This is a genomic window from Aeromonas sp. S15(2024), from assembly GCF_041402265.1.
Lineage (GTDB): Bacteria > Pseudomonadota > Gammaproteobacteria > Enterobacterales > Aeromonadaceae > Aeromonas > Aeromonas dhakensis.
In genome coordinates, this window is sequence record NZ_JBGLQY010000001.1 from 534,793 (window position 1) to 556,420 (window position 21,628).

Below are 21,628 nucleotides of genomic sequence, written 5' to 3' on the forward strand. Positions count from 1 at the left end.
ACGAGGAGTAACGCTGTATGCTGAGAACCGAGCGCCCTGGCGACATGCTGCCGGTCTATGACCTGGTGAGTGCCGCCTTTGGCCGTACCGACGAGGCCGAACTGGTCAACCGCCTGCGCGAATGCGGCGCCGCCGTGGTGACCATGGTCGAGGAGGAGGAGTACGAGTTCATGGGGCACCTGATGCTGAGCCCGATCACAATTAACGGGGTGGAGGGGCCCTGGCTTGGTCTCGCGCCCGTGGCGGTCCACCCGGATTGGCAGGGGCAGGGGATCGGCTCGGATCTGGTGCGCGAGGGGCTGGATACGGCGCTGGAGATGGACTGGAAGGCGGTGGTGGTACTGGGTGACCCGACCTATTACAGCCGCTTCGGTTTTCGTCCCGCCAGCGAGTTCGGCCTGCACTGTATTTACGAAGTGCCCGCCGACTGCTTCATGGCGATGGAGCTGCAGGAGGGCGGTCTGGTCGGGATGCAGGGGGAGGTGCTCTACCACCCGCTGTTTGACGAGTTGCCGGAAGAGACGGCATCCTGACCCATAAAAAAAGCCCTCAGCGAGGGCTTTTTTATGTCATCCCCTTGCGTGTACAAGGCTTGCTCAGGCGCGGGTATCGAGCAGGTTGCCCTTGCGATCCTCGGCCCCCGTCATGCCCGCCAGTTGCTTGCCAAGGGGGCTCTGCCGATATTGCAGGTAGTCGCCGAGCTGCTGTTGCTGCTGGTGGCGTTCTTCCATCCGGTAGAGATCGACGGCCGTCGGGGCGTTTTGCTCATCGATCTCCTGCCCACTGGCTTGCAGATAGCGATCCACGGCGGCCTTGTCCTGCTGCTGCTCTGTGTAGGAGACGGCCAGAGTGCGGCGGGTGGTCTCTTTCTCCTCCTGCGTCGCCACGTATTCATCTCTCTTGTCCAGCGCCTTGTCACGGCCCTGGTTGAGCTGCTCCGGGGTCAGCTTGGGATAGGCGTTGCCATAACCGGGCAACGGCATGGGACGAGTGCTGATCTGCATGGGATACCTCTCTGCTAAACCTGGCTGCTTGAGCAATGGCCGCATGATACGAGCTTTCACTTGCGCAAAAAAGCATCATCAGGTGTGCCGTCAAGAGTGGGTTCAGCTTCGAAAGCCAGTTGTGGACAAGGCAAGAAGTGAAAGCGCCGCCGGGGTGGCCCGGTCGGCAGCAGAGACGGTGAGGTCGGGCAACAGAGATAGAAAAGGCGCCCGAGGGCGCCTTCTGTCACCGCGGGGGGATCAGTTGAAGAACCAGTAGCCGCGGTTGACCAGCCGGGTCAGCAGCTGGAGGAAGCCGGCCTGATCGGCCAGTTCCACCATGTCGGCCTGGGTGACCATGTCCTTGTCGCACAAGAGCGAAATGGCTGCCGCATCTTCGCTTGGCAGGGTCCAGGCTTCGCCGTCGATGTAGCAGGTCTGGCTTTCGCCGCTGAACCAGACAGAGCGCAGGCCCGGTACCTTGATGGCGGGCTCGCCCTGGGTCAGCAGGTCGGCCACTTCCTCGGCGCTGTAGTCAGGCTCCACCGGATTGACGTCCAGATCGTGCTTGGCCTCGGAGATCATGGTGCCGAACCACTCCTTGAACAGGGTCTCGTCATCGAGTGCCTGTTGCATCAGCTCGCGCAGGCGGTGCAGCTCATGGGGCTGGATCTCGCCGTGGCGGGCACGGGGCTTGAGGTCGGCATCGCCGTAGCGCTCGGTGCGGATCTCGTTGTCGATCAGGTGATCGGCAAAGGAGGAGATAAGCGCCTTGGCGTCAGGCGCGCGAAAGCCCACCGAGAAGTTCAGGGAGGGCTCGATGGCGTAGCCCTCGTGGGGGAATCCAGGCGGAATGTAGAGGATATCGCCCGGCTCCATGATGACGTCGATGATCGCCTCGAACGGCTCGCAGTGCAGCAGGGCGGCGTGGGCGGCAAACTCGTTCAAGGGCTTGGCATCGCCGACGCGCCAGTGGCGCTTGCCCTGGCCCTGGGTGATGAAGACGTCGTAGTTGTCGATGTGGGGACCGACCCCGCCGTGAGGGGTGGAGAAGCTCACCATCACATCGTCAAAACGCCAGCCCGGGATGAACTGGAACGGCACTGCCAGCTCGTTGACCTCGGGGGCCCAATGGTTGCAGGCCTGCACCAGCACGGTCCAGTTCTCTTCGCCCAGGTGATCGTAGGATTCGAAGGGGCCGTGGGCCGCCTCCCACTTGTTGTTGAAGCGGGTTACCAGGCGCGATTCAATCACCTCTTCCATGGCCAGACCCGCCAGCTCGTCCGGGCTGATGGGATCCTGAAAGTCGGTGAAACCGCCCTTGATGAGGAGCGGGCGCTTCTGCCAGTAGTGCTCGAGGAAGTGAGCGATATCCAGATTGAGTTGGTACATGGTCTTCTCGTGTCTCTGTGAGAGAGGTGTTGCCCAAGACGGGCTTGGGCAACGCCACTCATGGCCCTGCCTTGGCAGGGAAAACAACAGGGGGCCCTGTGGCTAGTGCCCAGGGCCCCCGATACTCTCTCGCCCGCTTATTTCAGCAGGTCGACCAGACGCTGGGCGTCGCCGATATAGTTGGCCGGGGTCAGCTTCTTCAGCTCGACTTTCACGGCTTCCGGCAATTCCAGGGTGTCGATAAAGGTGCGCATCCCTTCGGCGTCGACGCGGCGGCCACGGGTCAGCTCTTTGAGCTTCTCATAGGGCTTCTCGATGCCGTAACGGCGCATCACGGTCTGGATCGGCTCGGCCAGCACTTCCCAGTTGGCATCCAGATCGGCGGCCATGGCATCGGCGTTGGCTTCCAGCTTGGAGATACCCTTCAGGGTCGCCTGATAGGCAATCAGGGAGTAACCCACCGCCACGCCCAGGTTGCGCAGTACGGTCGAGTCGGTCAGGTCACGCTGCCAGCGGGAGATGGGCAGTTTGCTCGCCAGGTGCTGGAACACGGCGTTGGCCAGACCCAGATTGCCTTCGGAGTTCTCGAAGTCGATGGGGTTGACCTTGTGCGGCATGGTGGAGGAGCCGATCTCGCCGGCGATGGTGCGCTGCTTGAAGTGGCCCAGGGAGATGTAGCCCCACACGTCGCGATCGAAGTCGATCAGGATGGTGTTGAAGCGCGCCATGGCGTCGAACAGCTCGGCGATGTAGTCGTGCGGCTCGATCTGGGTGGTGTAGGGGTTCCAGGTCAGGCCCAGAGAAGTGACGAACTCCTCGGAGAACTGGTGCCAGTCCACTTCCGGATAGGCGCTGATGTGGGCGTTGTAGTTGCCCACGGCGCCGTTGATCTTGCCCAAGATCTCCACCGCCATGATCTGCTTGAGCTGGCGCTCCAGACGGTAGGCGACGTTGGCCATCTCCTTGCCCATGGTGCTCGGGGTCGCCGGCTGACCGTGGGTGCGCGACAGCAGCGGCATGTCGCGGTACTCGGCGGCCAGACGCTTGATCTCGGCAATCAGCTTCTCGCAGTAAGGCTTGATGACCTCCTCGCGGGCGGTCTTCAGCATCAGGCCGTGGGAGTTGTTGTTGATGTCTTCGGAGGTGCAGGCGAAGTGGATAAATTCGCTGACGGCGGCCAGCTCAGGGTTTACTTCGACTTTTTCTTTGAGGAAGTACTCCACCGCTTTCACATCATGGTTGGTGGTGCGCTCGATCTGTTTGATGCGGGCAGCGTCGCTCTCGTTGAAGTTGCTGACGATACCGTCGAGCAGGGCACTGGCTGCCGCGCTCAGGGCAGGGACTTCCGGGATCCCGGCGTGGCTGGCCAGTTTTTGCAACCAGCGTACCTCGACTTCGACGCGAAAACGCAGCAGACCGAATTCGGAGAAGATAGGGCGCAGGGCATCGGCCTTGTCGCCATAACGACCGTCAATCGGGGAAACAGCAGTCAGCGCGGACAGCTCCATGGGGTGAACTCCTGATGATTGGTGTGGGGGATTCGTATCCACTCGCGCGCGGGCCGGGGGCCATCAAGGCTGATGTGCGGCTGTTCACCTTGTTCTCCCTCTGCCTTTGCGCGAGCCAATGATTAGTAACGCTTGGCCAGTTCCACCATCTTCTTGCGGGCGAAGATGATCTGGGTACGGCTTCCGCCGAGCTGGCGCCACAGCACGCAGGCCCGGATGCCGGCCAGCAGCAGGGCGCGCACCTTGTGCTGCACCAGCGGCTGCTGCAGGAACAGCGGTGTACCCGCCACCTGGATTCTGGGGCCGATCGGGCTGATGAGATCGCTGTAGATGCTCGCCATGTTGGCCAGGATCTGCTCGTCCAGCAGGTCGAAATGCTGTTGCTGGCGGCCGATCTGGCCGATCCGCTCACCCAGCATGTTGAGAATGTCCTTGCGCTTGGCCAGCTTGCGCTCCAGCGCAATCAGGCTCACCACGTAGCGGGTCAGCTCGGCATTCTTCTGGCTGCCGTCGGCGCCCAGCTGCTCGACCAGGGCGCGGTAGCCGTCGCGAATGGCCAGGTGGTTGCCGAACACGTCCAGCGGCTGCTTGGGGTCGGTGACCAGGATGCTGGAGAGGCTCTCGCGCAGGGAGGCCTCGTCACAGGTGCCGTCGCGGGCCACCTTCTGCACCAGGTAGGCGGCCTGGCAGATGCCGGCAAAGGCCATGGTTCTGTCTTGGAATTTGTCGCTCATATCTTCACAGCCCTGTTCTGTTCATTCACCGGCCGATGTCATGATCCGGCCAGGAAGTTGCCAATCATGTATCGCTGCCTTGTGCTGTTTTTTCTTTGTCCCTTCTCCCCGAGAGGGGAGAAGGGAGTAGAGCGCGGACGCTTGTGAGCGTCCAGCCCTTACACCGGGTGGCTAAAACGCTGCTCTATGATGCCACCGCCCAGACACACTTCCCCGTCGTAGAAGACGGCGGACTGACCCGGGGTGACCGCAGCTTGGCTTTCGTCGAAGATGACCCGGATGGTCTCATCGTCGATGGGCTGGATCAGGCAGGGGATATCTTCCTGCCGATAACGGGTCTTGACGGTGCAGCGGCGCGGTTCGCGAATGGGGGTGCGATCCACCCAGTGCAGCTGGCTCGCGATGAGGCCATCGGAGTAGAGGCGGGGATGCTCGCCCTGCGCCACTATCAGGGTGTTGCGCTCGACCTCTTTGTCGACCACGTACCAGGCCTCTTCGGTGGCATCTTTGCGCCCGCCGATGCCAAGCCCTTTGCGCTGGCCCAAGGTGTGGTACATCAGCCCCTGATGCTCGCCGATCACCTTGCCGTCCACGGTTTCGATGGGGCCGGGCTGGGCGGGCAGGAACTTGGCCAGAAAGTCCTTGAATTTGCGCTCACCGATAAAGCAGATGCCGGTGGAGTCTTTCTTCTTGGCGGTGATGAGATCCAGCTGCTCGGCGATGCGGCGCACCTCGGGTTTTTCCAGATCCCCGACCGGAAACAGGCTCTGACCCACCTGGGTTTCGCTCAGGGTGTAGAGGAAGTAGCTCTGATCCTTGTTGGTATCGAGGCCGCGCAGCAGGCGCGGGCGGCCGGTGCTGTCGTCACGGCGCACATAGTGGCCGGTGGCGATGTAGGTGGCCCCCAGCTCCTCGGCGGCAAACTCCAGGAACGCCTTGAACTTGATCTCCTTGTTGCACAGGATATCTGGGTTCGGCGTACGGCCGGCCTTGTATTCTTCGAGGAAGTGCTCGAACACATTGTCCCAGTACTCGGCGGCGAAGTTGATGGTGTGGAGTTTCATCCCCAGCTTGTCGCAGACGGCCTTGGCATCAGCCAAATCCTGGGCGGCAGAGCAGTACTCGTCCGTGTCGTCTTCTTCCCAGTTCTTCATGAACAAGCCTTCGACCTGATAGCCCTGCTGCTGGAGCAGGTAGGCCGAGACGGAAGAATCCACGCCGCCGGACATGCCGACGATCACCTTGATTTGGCTGTTGTCTGTCATTAGTCGAAGTTACCAGTTCGTTTAAACGGGGCGTATTCTACCAGAATTTCGCGCCCCCGGTCACATATCCATGCCACCGTTCCCATCAGGAACCCGGCAGCAGGAAATCGTTTTTCTTGTCTCGGCCTCACGGCGTCAAAAAGAGCCTCCAACGGCTCTTAGATAAAGGCCTTGAGGGCCGATAGCGGCAAGCGGGTGCCGGCCAGATAGTCCTGAATGCACTGCCACACCAGAGGGCTGCGCAGGGCCGGTTTGCACTCGGCAATCTCCTCCAGGGTGAGCCAGTGGCAGGCCAGCACGTCGCCGTCGGGATCCTCTGGATGGTGCTGGCCCGGCGCCTTTTCAAGGTCGAAGATGACGGCGATGCGCACAAAGGTGGCCTCGCTGTCTGCCGGCTTGTAGAGATAGACCCCGAGCCAGGCGGTGGGAGCGGCGGTGAGCCCGGTCTCTTCTTTCAGCTCGCGGCAGGCCGCCTGGACGAGATCTTCCCCCGGCTCCACGTGGCCGGCGGGCTGGTTGAAGCGGCGCTGGCCTTTTATCTCCTCTTCCACCAGCAGGAAGCGGCCTTGCCAGTGCACCAGGGCGGCCACGGTAAGGCGGGCAGGCAGGGGGGGATGATCGCTCATTGGGACTCCTTGTCTTGTGTATTGTGCCTTGCTGTGGCACTCGATCAGGTTGCGCCATCTATGTTGCGGCACGCTGGCCAAATGGCTTGCTCGTGTTATTCCGATGGCTTGCTGCGGGCCGGGCGGCGCGCGGTGCCACGCCCGCCGCTGCGATTGGCCGGGTGGGGGCTCGCTTCGCGGCTGTCCCGCTCCTGGTGTTGGGCGTGACGGGCCGGCCGGGCCTTGCCGTGCACAGCCGATTGCCGCGGTGCCGCTGCCAACTCGGGAGCGGGCAGGGCGCGGCTCTCCCCCGGCGCCAGACCATCGAGGGTCCACTCCCCGATGGCGTAGCGGATAAGGCGCAAGGTGGGGTGACCGATATGGGCGGTCATCCGCCGCACCTGGCGGTTGCGCCCCTCGACAATCTTGATCTCCAGCCAGCAGGTGGGGATCTCCTTGCGCTCGCGAATGGGCGGATTGCGCGGCCACACCGCAGGTTCATCCATGATGCGCGCCCCGGCGGGCAGGGTCATGCCGTCGTTGAGCTCCACCCCGGCGCGCAGGGCGGCCAGTTTCTCCTCGCTCGGGATGCCTTCCACCTGCACCCAGTAGGTCTTGGGGGTCTTCTCCCCCGGCTGGGTGAGGCGCGCCTGCAGCTTGCCATCGTTGGTGAGCAGCAACAGCCCCTCGCTGTCGCGATCGAGCCGGCCTGCGGCATAGATGCCGGGCTCGGTGATGTAATCCTTGAGGGTCTCGCGGCCCGCCTCGTCGGTGAACTGACAGAGCACCATGTAGGGCTTGTTCAAGAGCAGCAGCTTGCGATCGGCAGGCGCCGGTGCCGGTTTGCGCTCGCCCTCCTTGTCTCTCATGGTGTGCTGTGCCTCCCGGCGCTGGGATGGGCGCGCCGTGGCGGGCCCTTTGGCATTGTGCTCGGTGTCAGGGCGGGCGGAGAGGGAGAGACGGGGACGGGCTGATTTCATCGCATGCATACCAAAAACAGAGGAAGGGCGAGTGTACCACAGGGGGCTGTCACGGGCATGAACGACGGGGACGGGAGGCCAGCCGCTCAGCCGAGCAGGCTGTCGATGACGATGGCCTGACGGGCGGGGGCGGAGCCGGCGTGCAGCAGCGCGGTGCCCACCTGCTCGTCTATCAATGCGCGGGCCAGCCGGGTGAGGGGGCGCAACTGCTCGGGGGCAAGACTGGTGGGCACCGCCAGCAAAATCAGGGTCTGCACCGGTCCAAGCGCGGAGCCCCATTCGATGGGTTCGCTGCTGCTGAGCAGCGAGAGCGCGGGGCGACGGATGGCTGGGCAGATGACGTGGGGCATGGCGAGGCCGGGCCGGATGATGGTGGCGGCCAGCTGCTCGCGCGCTGCGATGGCCTGCTCCAGCATGGGTCTGTCGCTTATCAGCGCGGCGGGCAGCAGATCCACCAGCACCGCCAGTGCCTGGGCCTTGTCGAGGGGCGCCGTGGCATGGCCGAGCTGGGCCAGGGTGAAGCAATAGTCGGGCAGGGCCTGGCCCAGGCGCTGCTCGGCCAGGGCGGCGCTGCCGGGGCGCCCCAGCGGTTGGCCCAGCTCCACGCACCAGCAGGTGAAGGCCATGTGGGCGAGCTCGGCATCCAGCCCCTCGATCAGCAGCAGACAGAGATCGCCGGGCTGGGTGGCCAGGGTGAGCAGGGAGAGCTGGTTGGTCGCCTCTACCGCCTGGCGGCGGGTGACGTTGATGAACTGGATATGGGACTTGAACAGCCCGGCCAGCCGACTCAACTGCTTGGCCTGGGTGATGGTGAGCCCCAGCCGGCAGTGAAAGGAGATCTCGCGGATCAGCATTCAGACGCCGGGGGCGGCGGTCTTGAGCACGGCCACCGCATCGAGCAGCACCGCCTCCAGCGCCACCTGGTGGATAGGGCAGCCGAGGAAGCGATCTTTTTGCTCAATCTCGATATCGGAGGCGATCAGCACCAGATCGGCGCCGGCGATGTCGCGGGCGGTGAGGATGTTCTCCAGCCCCATGGCTCCCTGGGTCTCGACCTTGATCTTGAGCCCCAGCTTGTCGGCGGCTTTTTGCAGCGCCTCGGCGGCCATGTAGGTGTGGGCGATGCCGGTGGGGCAGGCGGTGACGGCGAGGATCTTCATGGGCTCTCACGGCAAATTCGGGTGGGGCAACAAGATAGCGCCAAGGGACGGCCTTGCCAAAGGGACGGAGGCAAAAATGGGATCCCGACTGCGCTCTGTTGAAGGGATGGGCAAGGGGTGAGCGTTTTTGCGGCCACAAAAGGGACGAGTGGGGAAAAGAGGGGATAAAAAACGGCCCGCCAGAGGGCGGGCCGAATACACACTACGGAGTGAAATCTTAAGATCGGGCGGATGCCGGGGCTCAGACGGACTGGGTCGCCAAAGTGGCAGCTTTCAGCTCACGTTTGATGCGGCGGATCTTGCGCTCTTCGGCAACCGCGACGCAGGCCATCAGCACCAGACAGGCAGCGGCTGCCATGTCCAGCGCCGCGAAGGTGCCGGTCCAGCCGGTCAGGCCGAAGATGGGGGTGCCGTCGGCGATCATGCCCAGACCCAGTTTGGCGAAGCTGTCACCGATGAGGTAGGCGAAGGTGCCCTTGACGCCATCGGCCACGCTGATCCCCTGCTTGGGTACGAAGCCCACGGCGGCCACGCCGATCAGCAGTTGCGGACCGAACACCAGGAAGCCCAGCAGGAACAGAGAGCCCAGGAACATGAACTGGGTGGTGGCGTGCTGGTAGAGCCCCAGGGTGGCGATGATCAGCGCCAGCGCCACGCAGGCCACCAGACCACGGCGACCGTTGGCCAGATCCGAGAGGTAACCCCACATCAGGGTACCGACCAGGGCGCCCACTTCAAAGAAGGTAAAGCCCTGGATGGCAACGTCCTTGGAGAAGCCCAGCTCCTGGTGGGCGTAGACGGTGGACCACTGGTCGATACCGATGCGCACCACGTAGAGGAAGATGTTGGCGAAGCAGAGCAGCCAGATCACCTTGTTGAGCAGCACGTACTTCACGAAGATCTGCCACTTGGTCAGCTTCTGCTCTTCGGTGGCGACGTCTTCTTCGCTCGCCACTTCGTCAAACAGCTCTTCCACCTTGCCAAGGCCATAGGCCTCCGGCGAATCGCTACCAAAGCGCAGGCCGATAAAGCCGACGATCAGCGCGATGATGGAGGGGAAGATGAACATGCCGAGCACGTTGCCATCGAACAGGTAGTTGGCACCGAACAGCGCCACACCGGCCGCACCGGCGCCGCCCACGTTGTGGGAGAGGTTCCACATGCCGAGGTAGGTGCCACGCTTGTTGCGGGGTGTCCACTTGGTGATGGTGGAGTAGCTGCAGGAGCCGCCGCAGCTCTGGAAGAAACCGCTGGCCGCGTAGAAGAAGATCATCAGGTAGAGGCTGAAACCGGTACCGCCCATGCTGGCACTGAAGCCCAGCATGCAGAGGGAGGAGAGGATCAGCATCAGCGGCAGGAACTGCTTGGTGTTCTTGCCATCGGCATAGTAGGAGACGATGGTCTTGCCCACCCCGTAGGTGATGGAGAAGCCAAGGCCGATCATGCCGAGCTCGGTCATGGAGAGACCGTACTCCTGGATCATGTCGTTCTGCGCAATGTTGAAGTTCTTGCGGATCAGATACATGGTCAGGTAACCGATGAACACAACCAGATAGGATTGCATAAACGGTTTGAACCAGAGCTTGCGCCGGGCTTCGACCGGCAGGTTCAGGGTGGGGACCCGGACCTGTTCGAGCAGTTTAAACATCTTCGTTCATCCTCTGCGAGATAGACGCTGTTTCCGCCGCGTTCCTCACTTTTTGATTGGAGTTGGAGGTCACGCCACGGAAAGAACAACAGGAAGCGGGCGCGGTGCGCGGCGAGTCCCTGTCGATTGAACCCATGCCCGTCCCTTGCGCCATGGCGCGGGTCGGGTAACCACATCAGGTAGCGTGACTTTAATGAGGCGCGCTGCAAATGGCGTGAGAGCCATCCCTAGGGGGGGTAGGAAAATTTCCTAGTTTGGCGAGATCCGGCCGCGAAGCGTGAAGAGGATCACAAGCCTGCGTCGTAAAGCAGAGGTGAGCGGGCTCTCTCGAACCCGACAAAAGAGGAGGCCACCCGCAGGTGGCCTCGTCCGGTTTGTCATCCGTCCCGCAAGGGGGCGGCTTGGTTGGGCGGGGATCAGGCGGCCTTGGCCAGCGTCACCTCATCACTCTTCTTGACCCGCAGTTTTTTCAGGGCAACCGCCACCACGCCGGTGACGATGGCGCCGCAGATCATGCAGAGCAGGGCCAGCAGCGGCTTGTTGACTGCACCCAGCAGGGCCACGATGGGGCCACCGTGGGCAACGCTGTTGGTGATGCCAAACAGGAAGGCCATCACGGCGGCGGTCATGCTGCCCAGCACGTTGGCCGGAATGACGGCGAGCGGATCACGGGCGGCAAACGGAATCGCCCCCTCGGAGATCCCCACCAGACCCATGGCGCCGGCAGCCTTGCCCGCTTCAATCTCGGTGGCATCGAAGATGCCGAGCTTGCGACCGAGCACGGTAGCCAGCGACATGCCGAGCGGCGCGGCCGGGATGGCGCAGGCCATGGCGCCCATGAACTGGGTCTGGCCGGAGGCGATCATGCCCACCGAGAAGAGGAAGGCCACCTTGTTGACCGGGCCACCCATGTCAAAGCCGGCCATGCCCCCCAGCACGATCCCCAGCAGTACCAGGCTGCCGCCGCTCATGGAGAGCAGCATGGCGTTCAGACCCGTCATCATGTCGGCAATGGGGGCACCGATGATGAAGATGAAGACAGCGGCGATAAAGAGCGACCCGACGATGGGGGCGATCAGGATCGGCACCAGCGGTTGCACCATCTTGTGGTAGTGACGGGTGGCAATCCAGCGCACCAGATAACCGACCAGGAGGCCCGCAATGATGGCACCGATAAAGCCGGTACCGGCATCGGCGCCGTAGAAGCTGCCGTTGTTGGCGATCCAGCCGCCGATAAAGCCCGGCGCCAGTGCGGGTCTGTCACCGATGGCGTAGGCGATGTAGCCCGCCAGAATAGGGATCATCAGGGTGAAGGCGGCGACCCCCACGTTGAGGATCTGGTTCCACATGCTCCCTGCCGGGATCTGCATTCCGCTCGGGGTCGGATCGCCGCCGATGGCCAGAGCCAGGGCGATCAGCAGACCCCCGGTGACCACAAACGGGATCATGTGGGAGACGCCGTTCATCAGGTAACGGTAGAGATCCGAGCTGCCGCCTGAGCTCTTCTCTTCGCTCTTGCGCTCATCCTTGTCCGCCACATAGGCGGGGGCCTTCAGCGCCTGCTCGATGAGGCCCTTGCCATCCTTGATGGGGGCCTTCACGCCGGTCTTGATGAGCGGCTTGCCGTTGAAGCGGGCCATGTCCACCTGCTTGTCGCAGGCCACCACGATGGCGCTGGCACGGGCAATCTCGGCCGCAGTCGGGCTGTTCTTGACGCCGATGGAGCCGTTGGTCTCCACCTTCACCTCAAAGCCCAGCTCCTTGGCGGCGCGCTCCAGGGACTCCGCCGCCAGATAGGTGTGGGCGATGCCGGCCGGGCAGCCGGTGACACCGATGATCAGCCCCTTGTCGGCGGCGGGTGCCGGAACTGTTTCTTCTTTCTTCTCGAGCAGCAGTGCCAGCGCATCGGTAGGCGTCTTGGCTGCCAGCAGGGCATCGATGAAGCCCTCTTCAATCAGCTTGGCGGATAGCTCGGCCAGCACCTCGATATGGTGGTTGGCGCCGCCAGCCGGGGAGGCAATCATGAAAAACAGCCGGGAGGGCTTGCCATCCTCGGCGCCGTAGTCGATACCGGCGCGGCTGATACCGATGGCCACTGCCGGGGTGCTCACTGCCGCACTCTTGGCGTGGGGCAGGGCAACGCCCTCTTCAAAGCCGGTGTTGTCCAGCTCTTCCCGGGCCCACAGGTCCTTGATGAACTGCTGCTCGTCGCTGACCTTGCCTTGCGCCGCGAGCAGACGGGTCATCTCGGTGAAGACCTCCTCCTTGCGCGTGGCCTTTAAATCGAGCGCGATCAGCTGCTCGTTGATAAGGGTGGTGATCATGGCGTTCTCCCTGCTCCTGGCCGGAGCCTGTTGGCATCTTTTCCTGGGCTACCGCCCAGGAGATGCAGACAAAAGTGACCCCACTATTATCCCGCCCGCAGGGCAGCGCACCTATCGGACAAAACTGCGAAATACTGGATTTTTGTGCGATATGGCCTTGAGTGTGATCCTGATCGCATAGCAGACCAGCTGACAAAATGGGTCTGGATTGAATCACCAATTGCTTTTTTATAGTTAAAAATCAATCAATTGAATGTGTGTGTGCCGATGTGTAGCTGCCATGGAGCCAGCCTTCATCTTGGCTAAGGGAGCTACATTGCTAGAAATTTGTGAGGTAATGAGAGGTTCTTGGATGTGAGCCAAAGCACATAAATGGCGGTCATCAGGGGAAGGGGAGGGGTGGCAAGGTGGAGAAACGTCGTGAGCCATCGGGTGGCTGCCATGTGGATGGTGGCTGAGAGTGGATTAAAAGTAGGTTGGCGGTTCGCCGACATAGCGTGGCAGCCTATGAGAGAAATGCATGCAATCACCCCCCGGAATGCACCTATACCCCAGCCTCTCGTAGAAGTGATGGTCGATATCTGCATGGAGGAAGGTGGCGACGGCATCGGGACTATCCAGCAGCATGCCTGTCACCCCACGCAGTAGATGGGTGCCAAATCCTTGCCCCCTCATCGCAGGTGTCGTTGCCAGTGAACCTATGCCAAAACAGCCTTGGCCAAGGCCAAATCGGTCCCGATAGACGATAAGGGAAGAGACAGGCTGATTGCCCACAATAAGGACATACCACACACCGGAGCGGTATTTTTGACTGGCGTGGCAGCTCGCCAGATATTCAGTCGGTGACAGTCCTTTGCCCCAAGTATCAAAGCCCATCCAGAAGATGGCATTCAGTTCATCTGGGCTGGCTTTTCTTGTCTGCATCCTGCATTCATCCCTTTACCAGTGTCATGGTGCTCGATATGGCTTTCGTTGCTTTCGATGAGATGTGGCGACGCTGAATTGCTCCCCCCACCATTTATCCCCAGGGCGCTACAGGCTGCTGAGGGTGGGGATAGCCTAGCCCAGTTCAAGGTAGAGTCGCAGCATGTCCTTGTGCTGGATGCCGTGCTCCATCAGGGGCTCCGGGTAGTGGGTAAGGAAGTGATCCTTGACGACGGCATCGACGCGAAAGCCGTGGCGCTGGTAATAAGTGAGCTGGTGGCCGAAGCTGCCGGTACCGAGCTCGACGCGGCATACCCCTTTCCCGGCCAGGCTGGTCAGTATGAAGCGCAGCAGGCCGGAGCCGATGCCTTGCTGCTGGCGGTTGGGGGCAACGGCGATATTGAAGATCTCGGCCGTTTTCTCCCCCACCAGACCCGCCACACAGGCGCCCACTACCTCGTTGCCCGCCAGGGCGGCAAAGCCCCAGGCGCCGGGCAGATAGGTGGCAATGCGCTGCTCTGCGGGATCGGCCTCCAGCAGCAGCGCTAGCGGTAGTTGACCAGGGGCCATCTCGACAAACTTCATCTTTCTCTCTTTTATCTCGCTCTGACTGTCTGGGGTGCGCCGTCTTCTGGGCCTCAATACTCCAGAAACTTCTCGCCGCAGCGCTCGCAGATCAGGTGCTTTACATGGGTGGCCTGGTAAGCCAGCGTTTCGCCAAACGCCCAGTTGGTGAGGCTGCTGGAAGTAAAGGCTTGCCAGAAGGCTTTGCGCGGATCCTTGGGCATGATGTCCTGGCTGTGATCCCGTGGCACCAGCACCACGATATGGCGGGTGCGCTCCCGGCATTTGTCACAGCGATGGACTTCGCTTGGTGGCTCGCTTTGGGGTTGGGCGGTGCGCTCTGTTGTCATGATGATGACCTGTTATGGATGGCGCGCCCATCATAGTCTTCTTCAGTTGGCTCTCAATCCCCCATGCTGGGGGCGTGTGCTGGTTGCAAGCGGGATCACTTTTTGGGGCGCGTAGCGGGCTTGGCTGCGATGGTGTTTTTTGCGATGCCCTCGGGGGAGGGAATACCCATGCTGGCCAATACCCGGGCGGCGTTCTCTTCACACGGCATATCGTCGGGTTTGGACTCTACCAGCCGGATCAGGGCCTGCAATTGCTGCTTGCTGTGGGCAAGCCTTGCCTCCAGCGCTTCTATGTCGCTCACCTTGGCCTCGAGCGCCGCCAGTAGCGGGGCGTGTTGCCAAGAACTGATATCTGCGGGCACCAACTGCTTGATCTCGTCGAGGGAGAAGCCCGCCTGTTGCGCCTGGCCAATGATGGTCAGCAAGGGTACCGTCTCGGGCGGGTAGTCGCGATAGCCGTTGGTACCCCGCCGTACCTTGCTGAGCAGGCCTCTGGCTTCGTAGAAGCGGATGGCCGAGGCCGCCATGCCGGTCTGTCTGGCCAGTTCACCGATCTTCATCTTGCCTCCTGGGCTGCGAGTTGGCGGGTCTGCCCACTGTCATGGACGAAGGGCGGGATCAGGGGGATTCTAAGATTAAAGCCAGCTTGAATGTCAACGGCCCTGAGCAGGGACTGTGCGAGTGGATAGCATTTCCCCCATCGCGACGGCATCCCGATAAAGGGGCTTGACCTTCAAGTCAGCTTCAAACTTATGGTGGGGTCCTCATTACCGAGGAGATCGCCATGAACCCATTTACTCCCCTGACTCTGCCCAATGGCAGCCAGCTTATCAACCGCCTCGCCAAGGCGGCCATGGAAGAGAACATGGCCGACCGTGACCATGCCCCCTCAGAGGCGCTGATCCAGCTTTATCGTACCTGGGCAGAGGGTGGCGCCGGCCTGCTCATCACCGGCAATGTGATGGTGGACGGCCACGCCATGACGGGGCCGGGGGGCGTGGTACTAGATTCCCACGATCTCTCCCCAGAGCTGGCCGAGCGTTTCAGTGCCTGGGCCGAGGCGGCCAAGAGCGGGGGCGCCCAGATCTGGATGCAGATCAACCACCCCGGTCGCCAGATGCCGGCGGCGCTGGGGCAGCCCACCCTGGCCCCTTCCGCCGTGCCCATGGCGCTCGGCAGTTTCTCGAGGCAGTTCGCCCCGCCCAGAGCCATGAGCGAGGCCGACATTGCCGAGGTGAAGGCGCGCTTTATCAATACGGCGCTGTTGGCACAGCGTGTCGGTTTTGACGGGGTGCAGATCCACGCCGCGCACGGCTATCTGCTGAGCCAGTTCCTCTCGCCGCTCACCAACCAGCGCCGTGATCGTTGGGGCGGCGGCCTTGAGAATCGAGCCCGCTTGCTGCTGGAGATAGTAGAAGGGATCCGCCAGCAGGCGGGCAGCGGCTTCGCACTGTCGGTCAAGCTCAACTCCGCCGACTTTCAGCGTGGCGGCTTCAGCACCGAGGATGCAAAGGCGGTGGTGGAGATGCTCAACCCGCTCGGGGTGGATCTGGTGGAGCTCTCCGGCGGCAGTTACGAGGCGCCCGCCATGCACGGCCAGGCCCGTGATGGTCGGACTCTGGCGCGGGAGGCCTATTTTCTGGAGTTTGCTCGGGAGATCGTCTCTGTTGCCCATATGCCCGTGATGGTGACCGGGGGAATTCGCCGCTACCCGGTGGTGGAGCAGGTGCTTGGCAGCGGGGTGGCGGTCGCCGGCATGGCCACTGCGCTGGCCATTGCCCCGGATCTGCCCGCCAGATGGCACCGTGAGCAGGCGGCAAGTGCCGAGCTCAGGCCCATCCCCTGGCGCAACAAGGTGCTGGCCTCGGTAGGTTATATGGCGATGGTGAAATACCAGCTGCGGCGGCTGGGGCACAGCCAGCCGAGCCGCCCCAAGATCGCACCCGCCTTGGCGCTGGCCTGCCAGCAGTGGCAGACCCTGCTTGGCAACGCCCGCTATCGACGCTGGATCAAGGTGCAGGAAAAGTGAAGAGGTAGCGGCTCGTGAATCTGCCAGCCTTGCCAACTCAGGCCGATGCCCGTTTTTGCGGTTTGCTGGTGAGCGGTGATGATATGGCGAGTTCGGGCTGCTGCAGACGGACCTGCCTTGCCAACTCAGGCCGACGCCCGTTTCTGCAAGCTGGGGGTGATGATATGGCGAGTGGGGGCGAGCTCGGGTTGCTGCATCCGGGTCAGCAGGCGCAGGGCGGCCTGGCGGCCTATCTCTCGCGCCGGCGAGCTGACGAAGGTGAGGGCGGGGGAGGTGAGCTCGGCCTCCGCCACGTCGTCAAAGCCGAGCAGGGCCACCTGCTGGCCGATGTAGTTGTCCTTGCCCACGCTGCGTCCGCTCGCCTCGATGCCGTAGATGCCACCGAGGGCCACCTCGGGGTAGTGGCAGAGCACGGCGGTCACCTTGGGGTGCTGGTGCAGCAGCTGGGCGATGGTGTCGGCGGCGCTACGCTGGGTGCGTTCACACTCCAGTACCCACTCGGGTTTGAAGGGCAGGCCGTATTGCAGCAGGCTGGCGCAGTAGCCGCCGATCCGCTCGGCGCGGGTGAGGGAGTCGGCCCGCCCGCCGACGTAGGCGATATGGCGGTGACCCTGTTCGATAAGGTAGGTGGTGGCCTGCTGGGCGGCGTGGGTGTTGTCCGGGCCGATAAAGTCCACGTCGTCCCGATAGTAGGAGCGGGCGGCGCACACCAGCGGTAGCGCCGAGTCGAGCAGGTGCTCCAGCGGCTTGGCGGCCGCGCCGCGCACCGGGTTGAAGATGATGCCCGCCACCCCCTGGCGTGACAGGGACTGGATGCTCTGTTGCAGCCGCTCGGGGCTGTGGCCGCACTGGGTCAGAAACAGCAGATAGCCCTGCTGCTCCAGCACCTCGCTCACCCCGGCGGTCACCTCGGTGTAGAAGGGGTCGGTGATGTCGCGCAGGATCAGCCCCACCAGGTTGGATTGTTGGCTGCGCAGGTTGGCGGCGGCGCTGTTGGGCACATAGTCGAGCGCCCTGATCGCCTGCTGCACCCGCTCGGCGGTGGCCGGTGAGATGCGCCCCTTGCCGTTGAGCACCATGGAGACGGTAGTGACCGACACCCCCGCCCACTGGGCGACATCGGTGATCTTGGTGGCTTTGGCAGAGAGGGATTTGGGCGACATAGGGCGAACGGGCGACGGAAAGTTGAGAGCGAGGCCCCAGCATACCTGCTCATATGCCTGAGTGAAACGTTACATCACCCTCGGGCCGATCCGGCTCACAGTTTTGCAAGCGCTTCCCTGGTAGCACTTATATTCTGTGATCCTGTCGGCACTTGTGAGCTGATAAAACGTTTTATCATCCAACAAAACCAGATGCGACTCGCCGTTGTCATCCGTCAGGGAGGCCACCGGGCAGTCGTATCGAATGACCCTCACCTCACAAGGATCTGACACATGGCCAAGTCCCCCGCCAAATCTACGATCTGGGAGTTCCTGCAGAGCCTCGGCAAGACCTTCATGCTGCCGGTCGCCCTGCTGGCCTTCTCGGGCATTCTGCTCGGTGTCGGCAGCTCGCTCACCAGCGATGCGGTCAAGCAGAGCATGCCCTTCCTCGACAATACCGTGCTGCAACTGCTGTTCCTCTGGATGACCAAGGTGGGGCTGGTGGCCTTTATCTACCTGCCGGTGATGTTCGCGGTGGCCATTCCGCTGGGGCTGGCGCGCGAAGAGAAGGGGGTGGCGGCCTTTGCCGGTTTCGTCGGTTATGCGGCCCTCAACCTATCCATCAACTTCTACCTCACCGTGGCCAACGTCATTGGTGACGCCGCGGCGGAGAAGGCCTACGGGGTGAAAGCCATCCTCGGCATCAGCTCCATCGACACCGGCATTCTGGGGGCCATCATCGTCGGGGTGATCGTCGCCAAACTGCACGCCCGCTTCTACACCTACCAGATGCCCGATGCGCTCGCCTTCTTCGGCGGCGCCCGCTTCGTGCCCATCATCACCGCCATCGTGCTGGGGGTGGTCGGTCTGGTGGTGCCCCTGGTCTGGCCCTGGTTCGCCGCCGGCATCAACGGCATAGGGGCGGTTATCTCCCACGCCGGTCCCTTCGGCCCCTTCCTGTTCGGTACCGGCGAGCGGCTGCTGCTGCCGCTCGGTCTGCACCACATCCTGGTGGCGCTCATTCGCTTCACCGAGGCGGGCGGCTCCCAACTGGTGTGCGGCAACGAGGTGAGTGGCGCCCTCAACATCTTCTACGCCGAGCTATCCTGCGCCGACACTACCCAGTTCTCGGTGTCGGCCACCTCCTTCCTCTCTCAGGGCAAGATGCCGGCCTTCCTCGGCGGCCTGCCGGGGGCGGCGCTCGCCATGTATCACTGTGCCCGCCCGGAAAACCGCGGCAAGATCAAGGCGCTGCTGGTCTCCGGCGTGGTGGCCTGCGTCATCGGCGGCATCACCGAGCCGCTGGAGTTCCTGTTCCTGTTCGTGGCGCCCGTGCTCTACGTCATTCACGCCATCCTGACGGGTCTGGGCTTTATGACCATGGGGCTGCTCGGCGTCACCATCGGCAACACCGACGGCAACCTCATCGATTTTCTGGTGTTCGGCGTGCTGCAGGGTACCGCCACCAAGTGGTATCTGGTGCCGGTCGCGGCCGCCATCTGGTTTGCCATCTACTACAGCGTGTTCCGCTTCGCCATCGTGCGCTTCAACCTGAAAACGCCTGGCCGGGAAATCGAGACCAGCGAGGCGGCTCAACCCGCAGGCAAGAAGGCTGGCAACAGCGGCTACAACGGCGAGGTGATCCTCAATGCACTGGGCGGCGCCGGCAATATCCTGGCGCTGGACAACTGCATCACCCGCCTGCGGATGTCGGTGCAGGACATGAGCCGGGTCGATGACAAGGTATTGAAGGCGAACGGCGCCATCGGGGTGATCAAGCTCGACGAGCACAACCTGCAGGTGGTGATCGGGCCCCAGGTCCATCTGGTGAAAAACCAGCTGCAGAGCCTGATGGGGGTCTGAGTTGGCTCTCTGTTAACGTACGTCGGGGGCGCCATGCCCCCTTGTTCATTGCTGTTTTACTGGTGAGAAAGAGATGCCCACTACCGAATCCTTTGATTTTGATCGCGTCGTCGATCGCCACGGCACCTACTGCACCCAGTGGGACTATGTGGCCGACCGCTTTGGCCATGCCGACTTGCTCCCCTTTACCATCTCCGACATGGACTTCGAGACTGCCCCCTGCATTCGCCAGACCCTGGCCAGGCGCCTTGATCACGGGGTCTTTGGCTACAGTCGCTGGAATCACGACGACTTCAAGGGGGCGGTGAGCGACTGGTTTGCCAGCCGCTACGGGGCTCGCCTCGACCCCGCAACCCTGGTCTACGGCCCCTCAGTCATCTACATCATCGCCCAGCTGGTGAGCCTCTGGTCTGCACCCGGCGAAGGCGTGCTGGTGCATACCCCCGCCTACGACGCCTTCGGCAATATGCTGGCCGCCAACGACAGGGTGCTGCTGCCTTGCCCGCTGATAAAGGGGGAAGGGAGCTATCACATTGACTGGGCCAGCTTCGAGCAACAGGCGGCCCGCCCCGATTGCCGCGTTCTGCTGCTGTGCAGCCCCCACAACCCCACCGGCCGGGTCTGGACGCGGGATGAACTGGGCCGGATGGCCGACATTTGCCAGCGTCACGGGGTCAAGGTCATCTCGGACGACATCCATATGGATATGAGCTTTGCCCGCTACCTGCCGTGGAGCGAGGTGGCGCCGGACGATGGCTGGGCGCTGGTGAGCTCGGGCTCCAAATCCTTCAATATTCCGGCCCTTGGCGGCGCCTACGCCTTTATTGCCAACGCAGCGGCGCGCGCCGCCTATCTGCAGCGGCTCAAGGCGGGCCATGGTCTCTCATCGCCGCCCATTCTCGGGGTGCTGGCCCATATCAGCGCCTATCGGGACGGTGGTGCCTGGCTTGATGCCCTCAAAGCTTATCTGCACGGTAACCTCGTCCAGGTTGCGGCGCGGCTCAACGCTGCTTTTCCCGCCATCGACTATCGGGTGCCCGAGGGGACCTATCTCGCCTGGATTGACTTGAGCGGCCTCGGCATCGACGCCACCGAGCGGATGGATGCGCTGCAAACCTTGCTGGTGGAGAAATACCGGGTCGCCATCATGCGCGGCGACACCTACGGCCCTGAAGGCAAAGGCTATCTTCGCCTCAATGTCGGCTGCCCTCGCTCAAAAGTAGATAAAGGCCTCGATGCCCTGATAAGCGCACTACAAGAGCTGCTGGCCGGATAGCGCGCCGCCGCCCTCGGGCGGCGGTTACTATTTCGAGGCGGCCTTGTCAGGCCGATAGCGGGTCTCTTCTATCTGATCGAAGCGCAGGATCAGGGTGTCTCCCCCCTTGAGGCGATAGGCGCAGTGGGAAGTGTTGCAGGCGATGCGAATATGAGGCTCATCCCCCAGCAGGGGAGACTGACTATGGGCCTCTGTCTGCGGCCACTTGTCTTGTTCGAGGCGGGAGATCTGTGTTTGTGCCTCTTCGACACCTTTCACAAAGAACCAGAGCGCACCCATGACGGGGATCAATACGGATAACAACAAGAAGGCAAATTTGTCATAGCTATTCCCCATCCAAACAAATGCTCTGAAAAGAGAGGGGGCTGGGTAGCGCCCAATCTTTTTCGCTCTTTTGATCAGCCAACGATAGAACATTGAGCTTTGCCACAGCCATGTGAGATGAATTCGCCAGCGAGCGCAGATGAGTAGGGTGATCGCCACTGAAAAAATCGTGAGCATGCTACCCAATACAGGCCACATCCAGGGCTTGAGCATATTGAGAGTCGTGAGAAGGCTAAGGGCCAGCAGATAATCCGCCGGTGGAGAAAATTCGGCATAGTCGAGGTTAAACGCCAGGGTATAGCCATAGTGATAGGCCATCCCCAGGAGATAGGTTGCTGCTGTCAGGGCAGGAATGGCCGCCACGACCAATCCCGCAAAGCGCCAAGTCGTCCCCTTTTCTTCGGGTTCCAGCTCAGCATTGCGTAATGTTTTTATATGTTGGCGAAGCCAGCGCCAACGGGCAGCGGCTGTTCGATTACTCACTGGGCGTCCCTTCACTCATCTAGTTGATATATGAATCTGTCAGAGAATAGCGCGGCTTCGAAACCGAACCT

General features: G+C 62.3%; 21 protein-coding genes. 4 read left to right on the plus strand and 17 right to left on the minus strand.

Annotated features, from left to right (window positions below):
• Window positions 1-17 precede the first annotated feature (17 nt).
• Window positions 18-533, plus strand: coding sequence for a GNAT family N-acetyltransferase (locus ACB033_RS02525; RefSeq protein ID WP_139725459.1), 516 nt, complete (start codon window positions 18-20; stop codon window positions 531-533).
• A 63-nt stretch (window positions 534-596) separates the two neighbouring features.
• Here ACB033_RS02525 and ACB033_RS02530 read toward each other — a convergent pair whose 3' ends face one another.
• The 15 genes from ACB033_RS02530 to ACB033_RS02600 all read right to left on the minus strand — a co-directional run bounded on the left by ACB033_RS02530 (window position 597) and on the right by ACB033_RS02600 (window position 14,997).
• Window positions 597-1,004 (minus strand): hypothetical protein, encoded by a 408-nt coding sequence (locus tag ACB033_RS02530; RefSeq protein ID WP_017781160.1) that lies wholly within the window; start codon window positions 1,002-1,004, stop codon window positions 597-599.
• A 240-nt stretch (window positions 1,005-1,244) separates the two neighbouring features.
• A complete protein-coding gene (locus tag ACB033_RS02535; RefSeq protein WP_017766654.1) occupies window positions 1,245-2,375 on the minus strand; it encodes a cupin domain-containing protein in 1,131 nt (376 codons plus the stop codon).
• Window positions 2,376-2,512: 137 nt separating this feature from the next.
• Window positions 2,513-3,883: an adenylosuccinate lyase gene (gene purB, locus ACB033_RS02540; protein WP_010634594.1), complete on the minus strand. Its 1,371-nt coding sequence runs from the start codon at window positions 3,881-3,883 to the stop codon at window positions 2,513-2,515.
• Window positions 3,884-4,005: 122 nt separating this feature from the next.
• Entirely contained in the window at window positions 4,006-4,617 is a 612-nt protein-coding gene (hflD, locus tag ACB033_RS02545) for a high frequency lysogenization protein HflD (protein ID WP_005298892.1), read from the minus strand.
• A gap of 158 nt (window positions 4,618-4,775) precedes the next feature.
• Window positions 4,776-5,882 carry a tRNA 2-thiouridine(34) synthase MnmA gene (gene mnmA, locus ACB033_RS02550; protein ID WP_005298894.1) on the minus strand — a complete coding sequence of 369 codons (1,107 nt, stop codon included), beginning with the start codon at window positions 5,880-5,882 and terminating at the stop codon, window positions 4,776-4,778.
• A gap of 158 nt (window positions 5,883-6,040) precedes the next feature.
• The gene (locus ACB033_RS02555) at window positions 6,041-6,508 is read right to left on the minus strand and encodes an NUDIX hydrolase (protein WP_017766656.1); all 468 of its coding nucleotides are present in this window, start codon (window positions 6,506-6,508) and stop codon (window positions 6,041-6,043) included.
• A gap of 95 nt (window positions 6,509-6,603) precedes the next feature.
• Entirely contained in the window at window positions 6,604-7,476 is an 873-nt protein-coding gene (locus ACB033_RS02560) for a pseudouridine synthase (protein ID WP_371140311.1), read from the minus strand.
• Window positions 7,477-7,553: 77 nt separating this feature from the next.
• Window positions 7,554-8,321, minus strand: a complete 768-nt coding sequence (locus tag ACB033_RS02565) for a PTS sugar transporter subunit IIA (RefSeq protein WP_139725457.1) — start codon at window positions 8,319-8,321, stop codon at window positions 7,554-7,556.
• Window positions 8,322-8,627: a PTS fructose transporter subunit IIB gene (locus ACB033_RS02570; protein ID WP_017409976.1), complete on the minus strand. Its 306-nt coding sequence runs from the start codon at window positions 8,625-8,627 to the stop codon at window positions 8,322-8,324. It lies immediately after the preceding gene.
• Between the two features lie 241 nt (window positions 8,628-8,868).
• A complete protein-coding gene (uhpT, locus tag ACB033_RS02575) occupies window positions 8,869-10,275 on the minus strand; it encodes a hexose-6-phosphate:phosphate antiporter (protein WP_017780840.1) in 1,407 nt (468 codons plus the stop codon).
• 416 nt (window positions 10,276-10,691) lie between these two features.
• The gene (locus ACB033_RS02580) at window positions 10,692-12,599 is read right to left on the minus strand and encodes a fructose-specific PTS transporter subunit EIIC (protein ID WP_017785161.1); all 1,908 of its coding nucleotides are present in this window, start codon (window positions 12,597-12,599) and stop codon (window positions 10,692-10,694) included.
• A gap of 465 nt (window positions 12,600-13,064) precedes the next feature.
• Entirely contained in the window at window positions 13,065-13,523 is a 459-nt protein-coding gene (locus ACB033_RS02585) for a GNAT family N-acetyltransferase (RefSeq protein WP_139725456.1), read from the minus strand.
• Between the two features lie 135 nt (window positions 13,524-13,658).
• The gene (locus tag ACB033_RS02590; protein WP_139725455.1) at window positions 13,659-14,108 is read right to left on the minus strand and encodes a GNAT family N-acetyltransferase; all 450 of its coding nucleotides are present in this window, start codon (window positions 14,106-14,108) and stop codon (window positions 13,659-13,661) included.
• 53 nt (window positions 14,109-14,161) lie between these two features.
• Entirely contained in the window at window positions 14,162-14,437 is a 276-nt protein-coding gene (locus ACB033_RS02595; protein ID WP_139725454.1) for a hypothetical protein, read from the minus strand.
• Between the two features lie 95 nt (window positions 14,438-14,532).
• Window positions 14,533-14,997 (minus strand): MerR family transcriptional regulator, encoded by a 465-nt coding sequence (locus tag ACB033_RS02600; protein WP_139725453.1) that lies wholly within the window; start codon window positions 14,995-14,997, stop codon window positions 14,533-14,535.
• 224 nt (window positions 14,998-15,221) lie between these two features.
• On the opposite strand from ACB033_RS02600, the gene ACB033_RS02605 reads away from it, so the two are divergent.
• Window positions 15,222-16,466 (plus strand): NADH:flavin oxidoreductase/NADH oxidase family protein, encoded by a 1,245-nt coding sequence (locus tag ACB033_RS02605; protein ID WP_139725452.1) that lies wholly within the window; start codon window positions 15,222-15,224, stop codon window positions 16,464-16,466.
• A 125-nt stretch (window positions 16,467-16,591) separates the two neighbouring features.
• Here the strand turns inward: ACB033_RS02605 and ACB033_RS02610 are convergent, their stop codons facing one another.
• Window positions 16,592-17,629, minus strand: coding sequence for a Mal regulon transcriptional regulator MalI (locus ACB033_RS02610; protein WP_024942895.1), 1,038 nt, complete (start codon window positions 17,627-17,629; stop codon window positions 16,592-16,594).
• Between the two features lie 273 nt (window positions 17,630-17,902).
• Here ACB033_RS02610 and malX point away from each other — a divergent pair, with 273 nt between their 5' ends.
• Window positions 17,903-19,474, plus strand: coding sequence for a maltose/glucose-specific PTS transporter subunit IIBC (gene malX / locus ACB033_RS02615; protein ID WP_139725451.1), 1,572 nt, complete (start codon window positions 17,903-17,905; stop codon window positions 19,472-19,474).
• A gap of 73 nt (window positions 19,475-19,547) precedes the next feature.
• Window positions 19,548-20,750, plus strand: coding sequence for a MalY/PatB family protein (locus tag ACB033_RS02620; RefSeq protein WP_139725450.1), 1,203 nt, complete (start codon window positions 19,548-19,550; stop codon window positions 20,748-20,750).
• Between the two features lie 27 nt (window positions 20,751-20,777).
• Here the strand turns inward: ACB033_RS02620 and ACB033_RS02625 are convergent, their stop codons facing one another.
• On the minus strand, window positions 20,778-21,557 hold the full coding sequence (locus tag ACB033_RS02625; RefSeq protein WP_240041763.1) for a hypothetical protein: 780 nt from the start codon (window positions 21,555-21,557) through the stop codon (window positions 20,778-20,780).
• Window positions 21,558-21,628 lie beyond the last annotated feature (71 nt).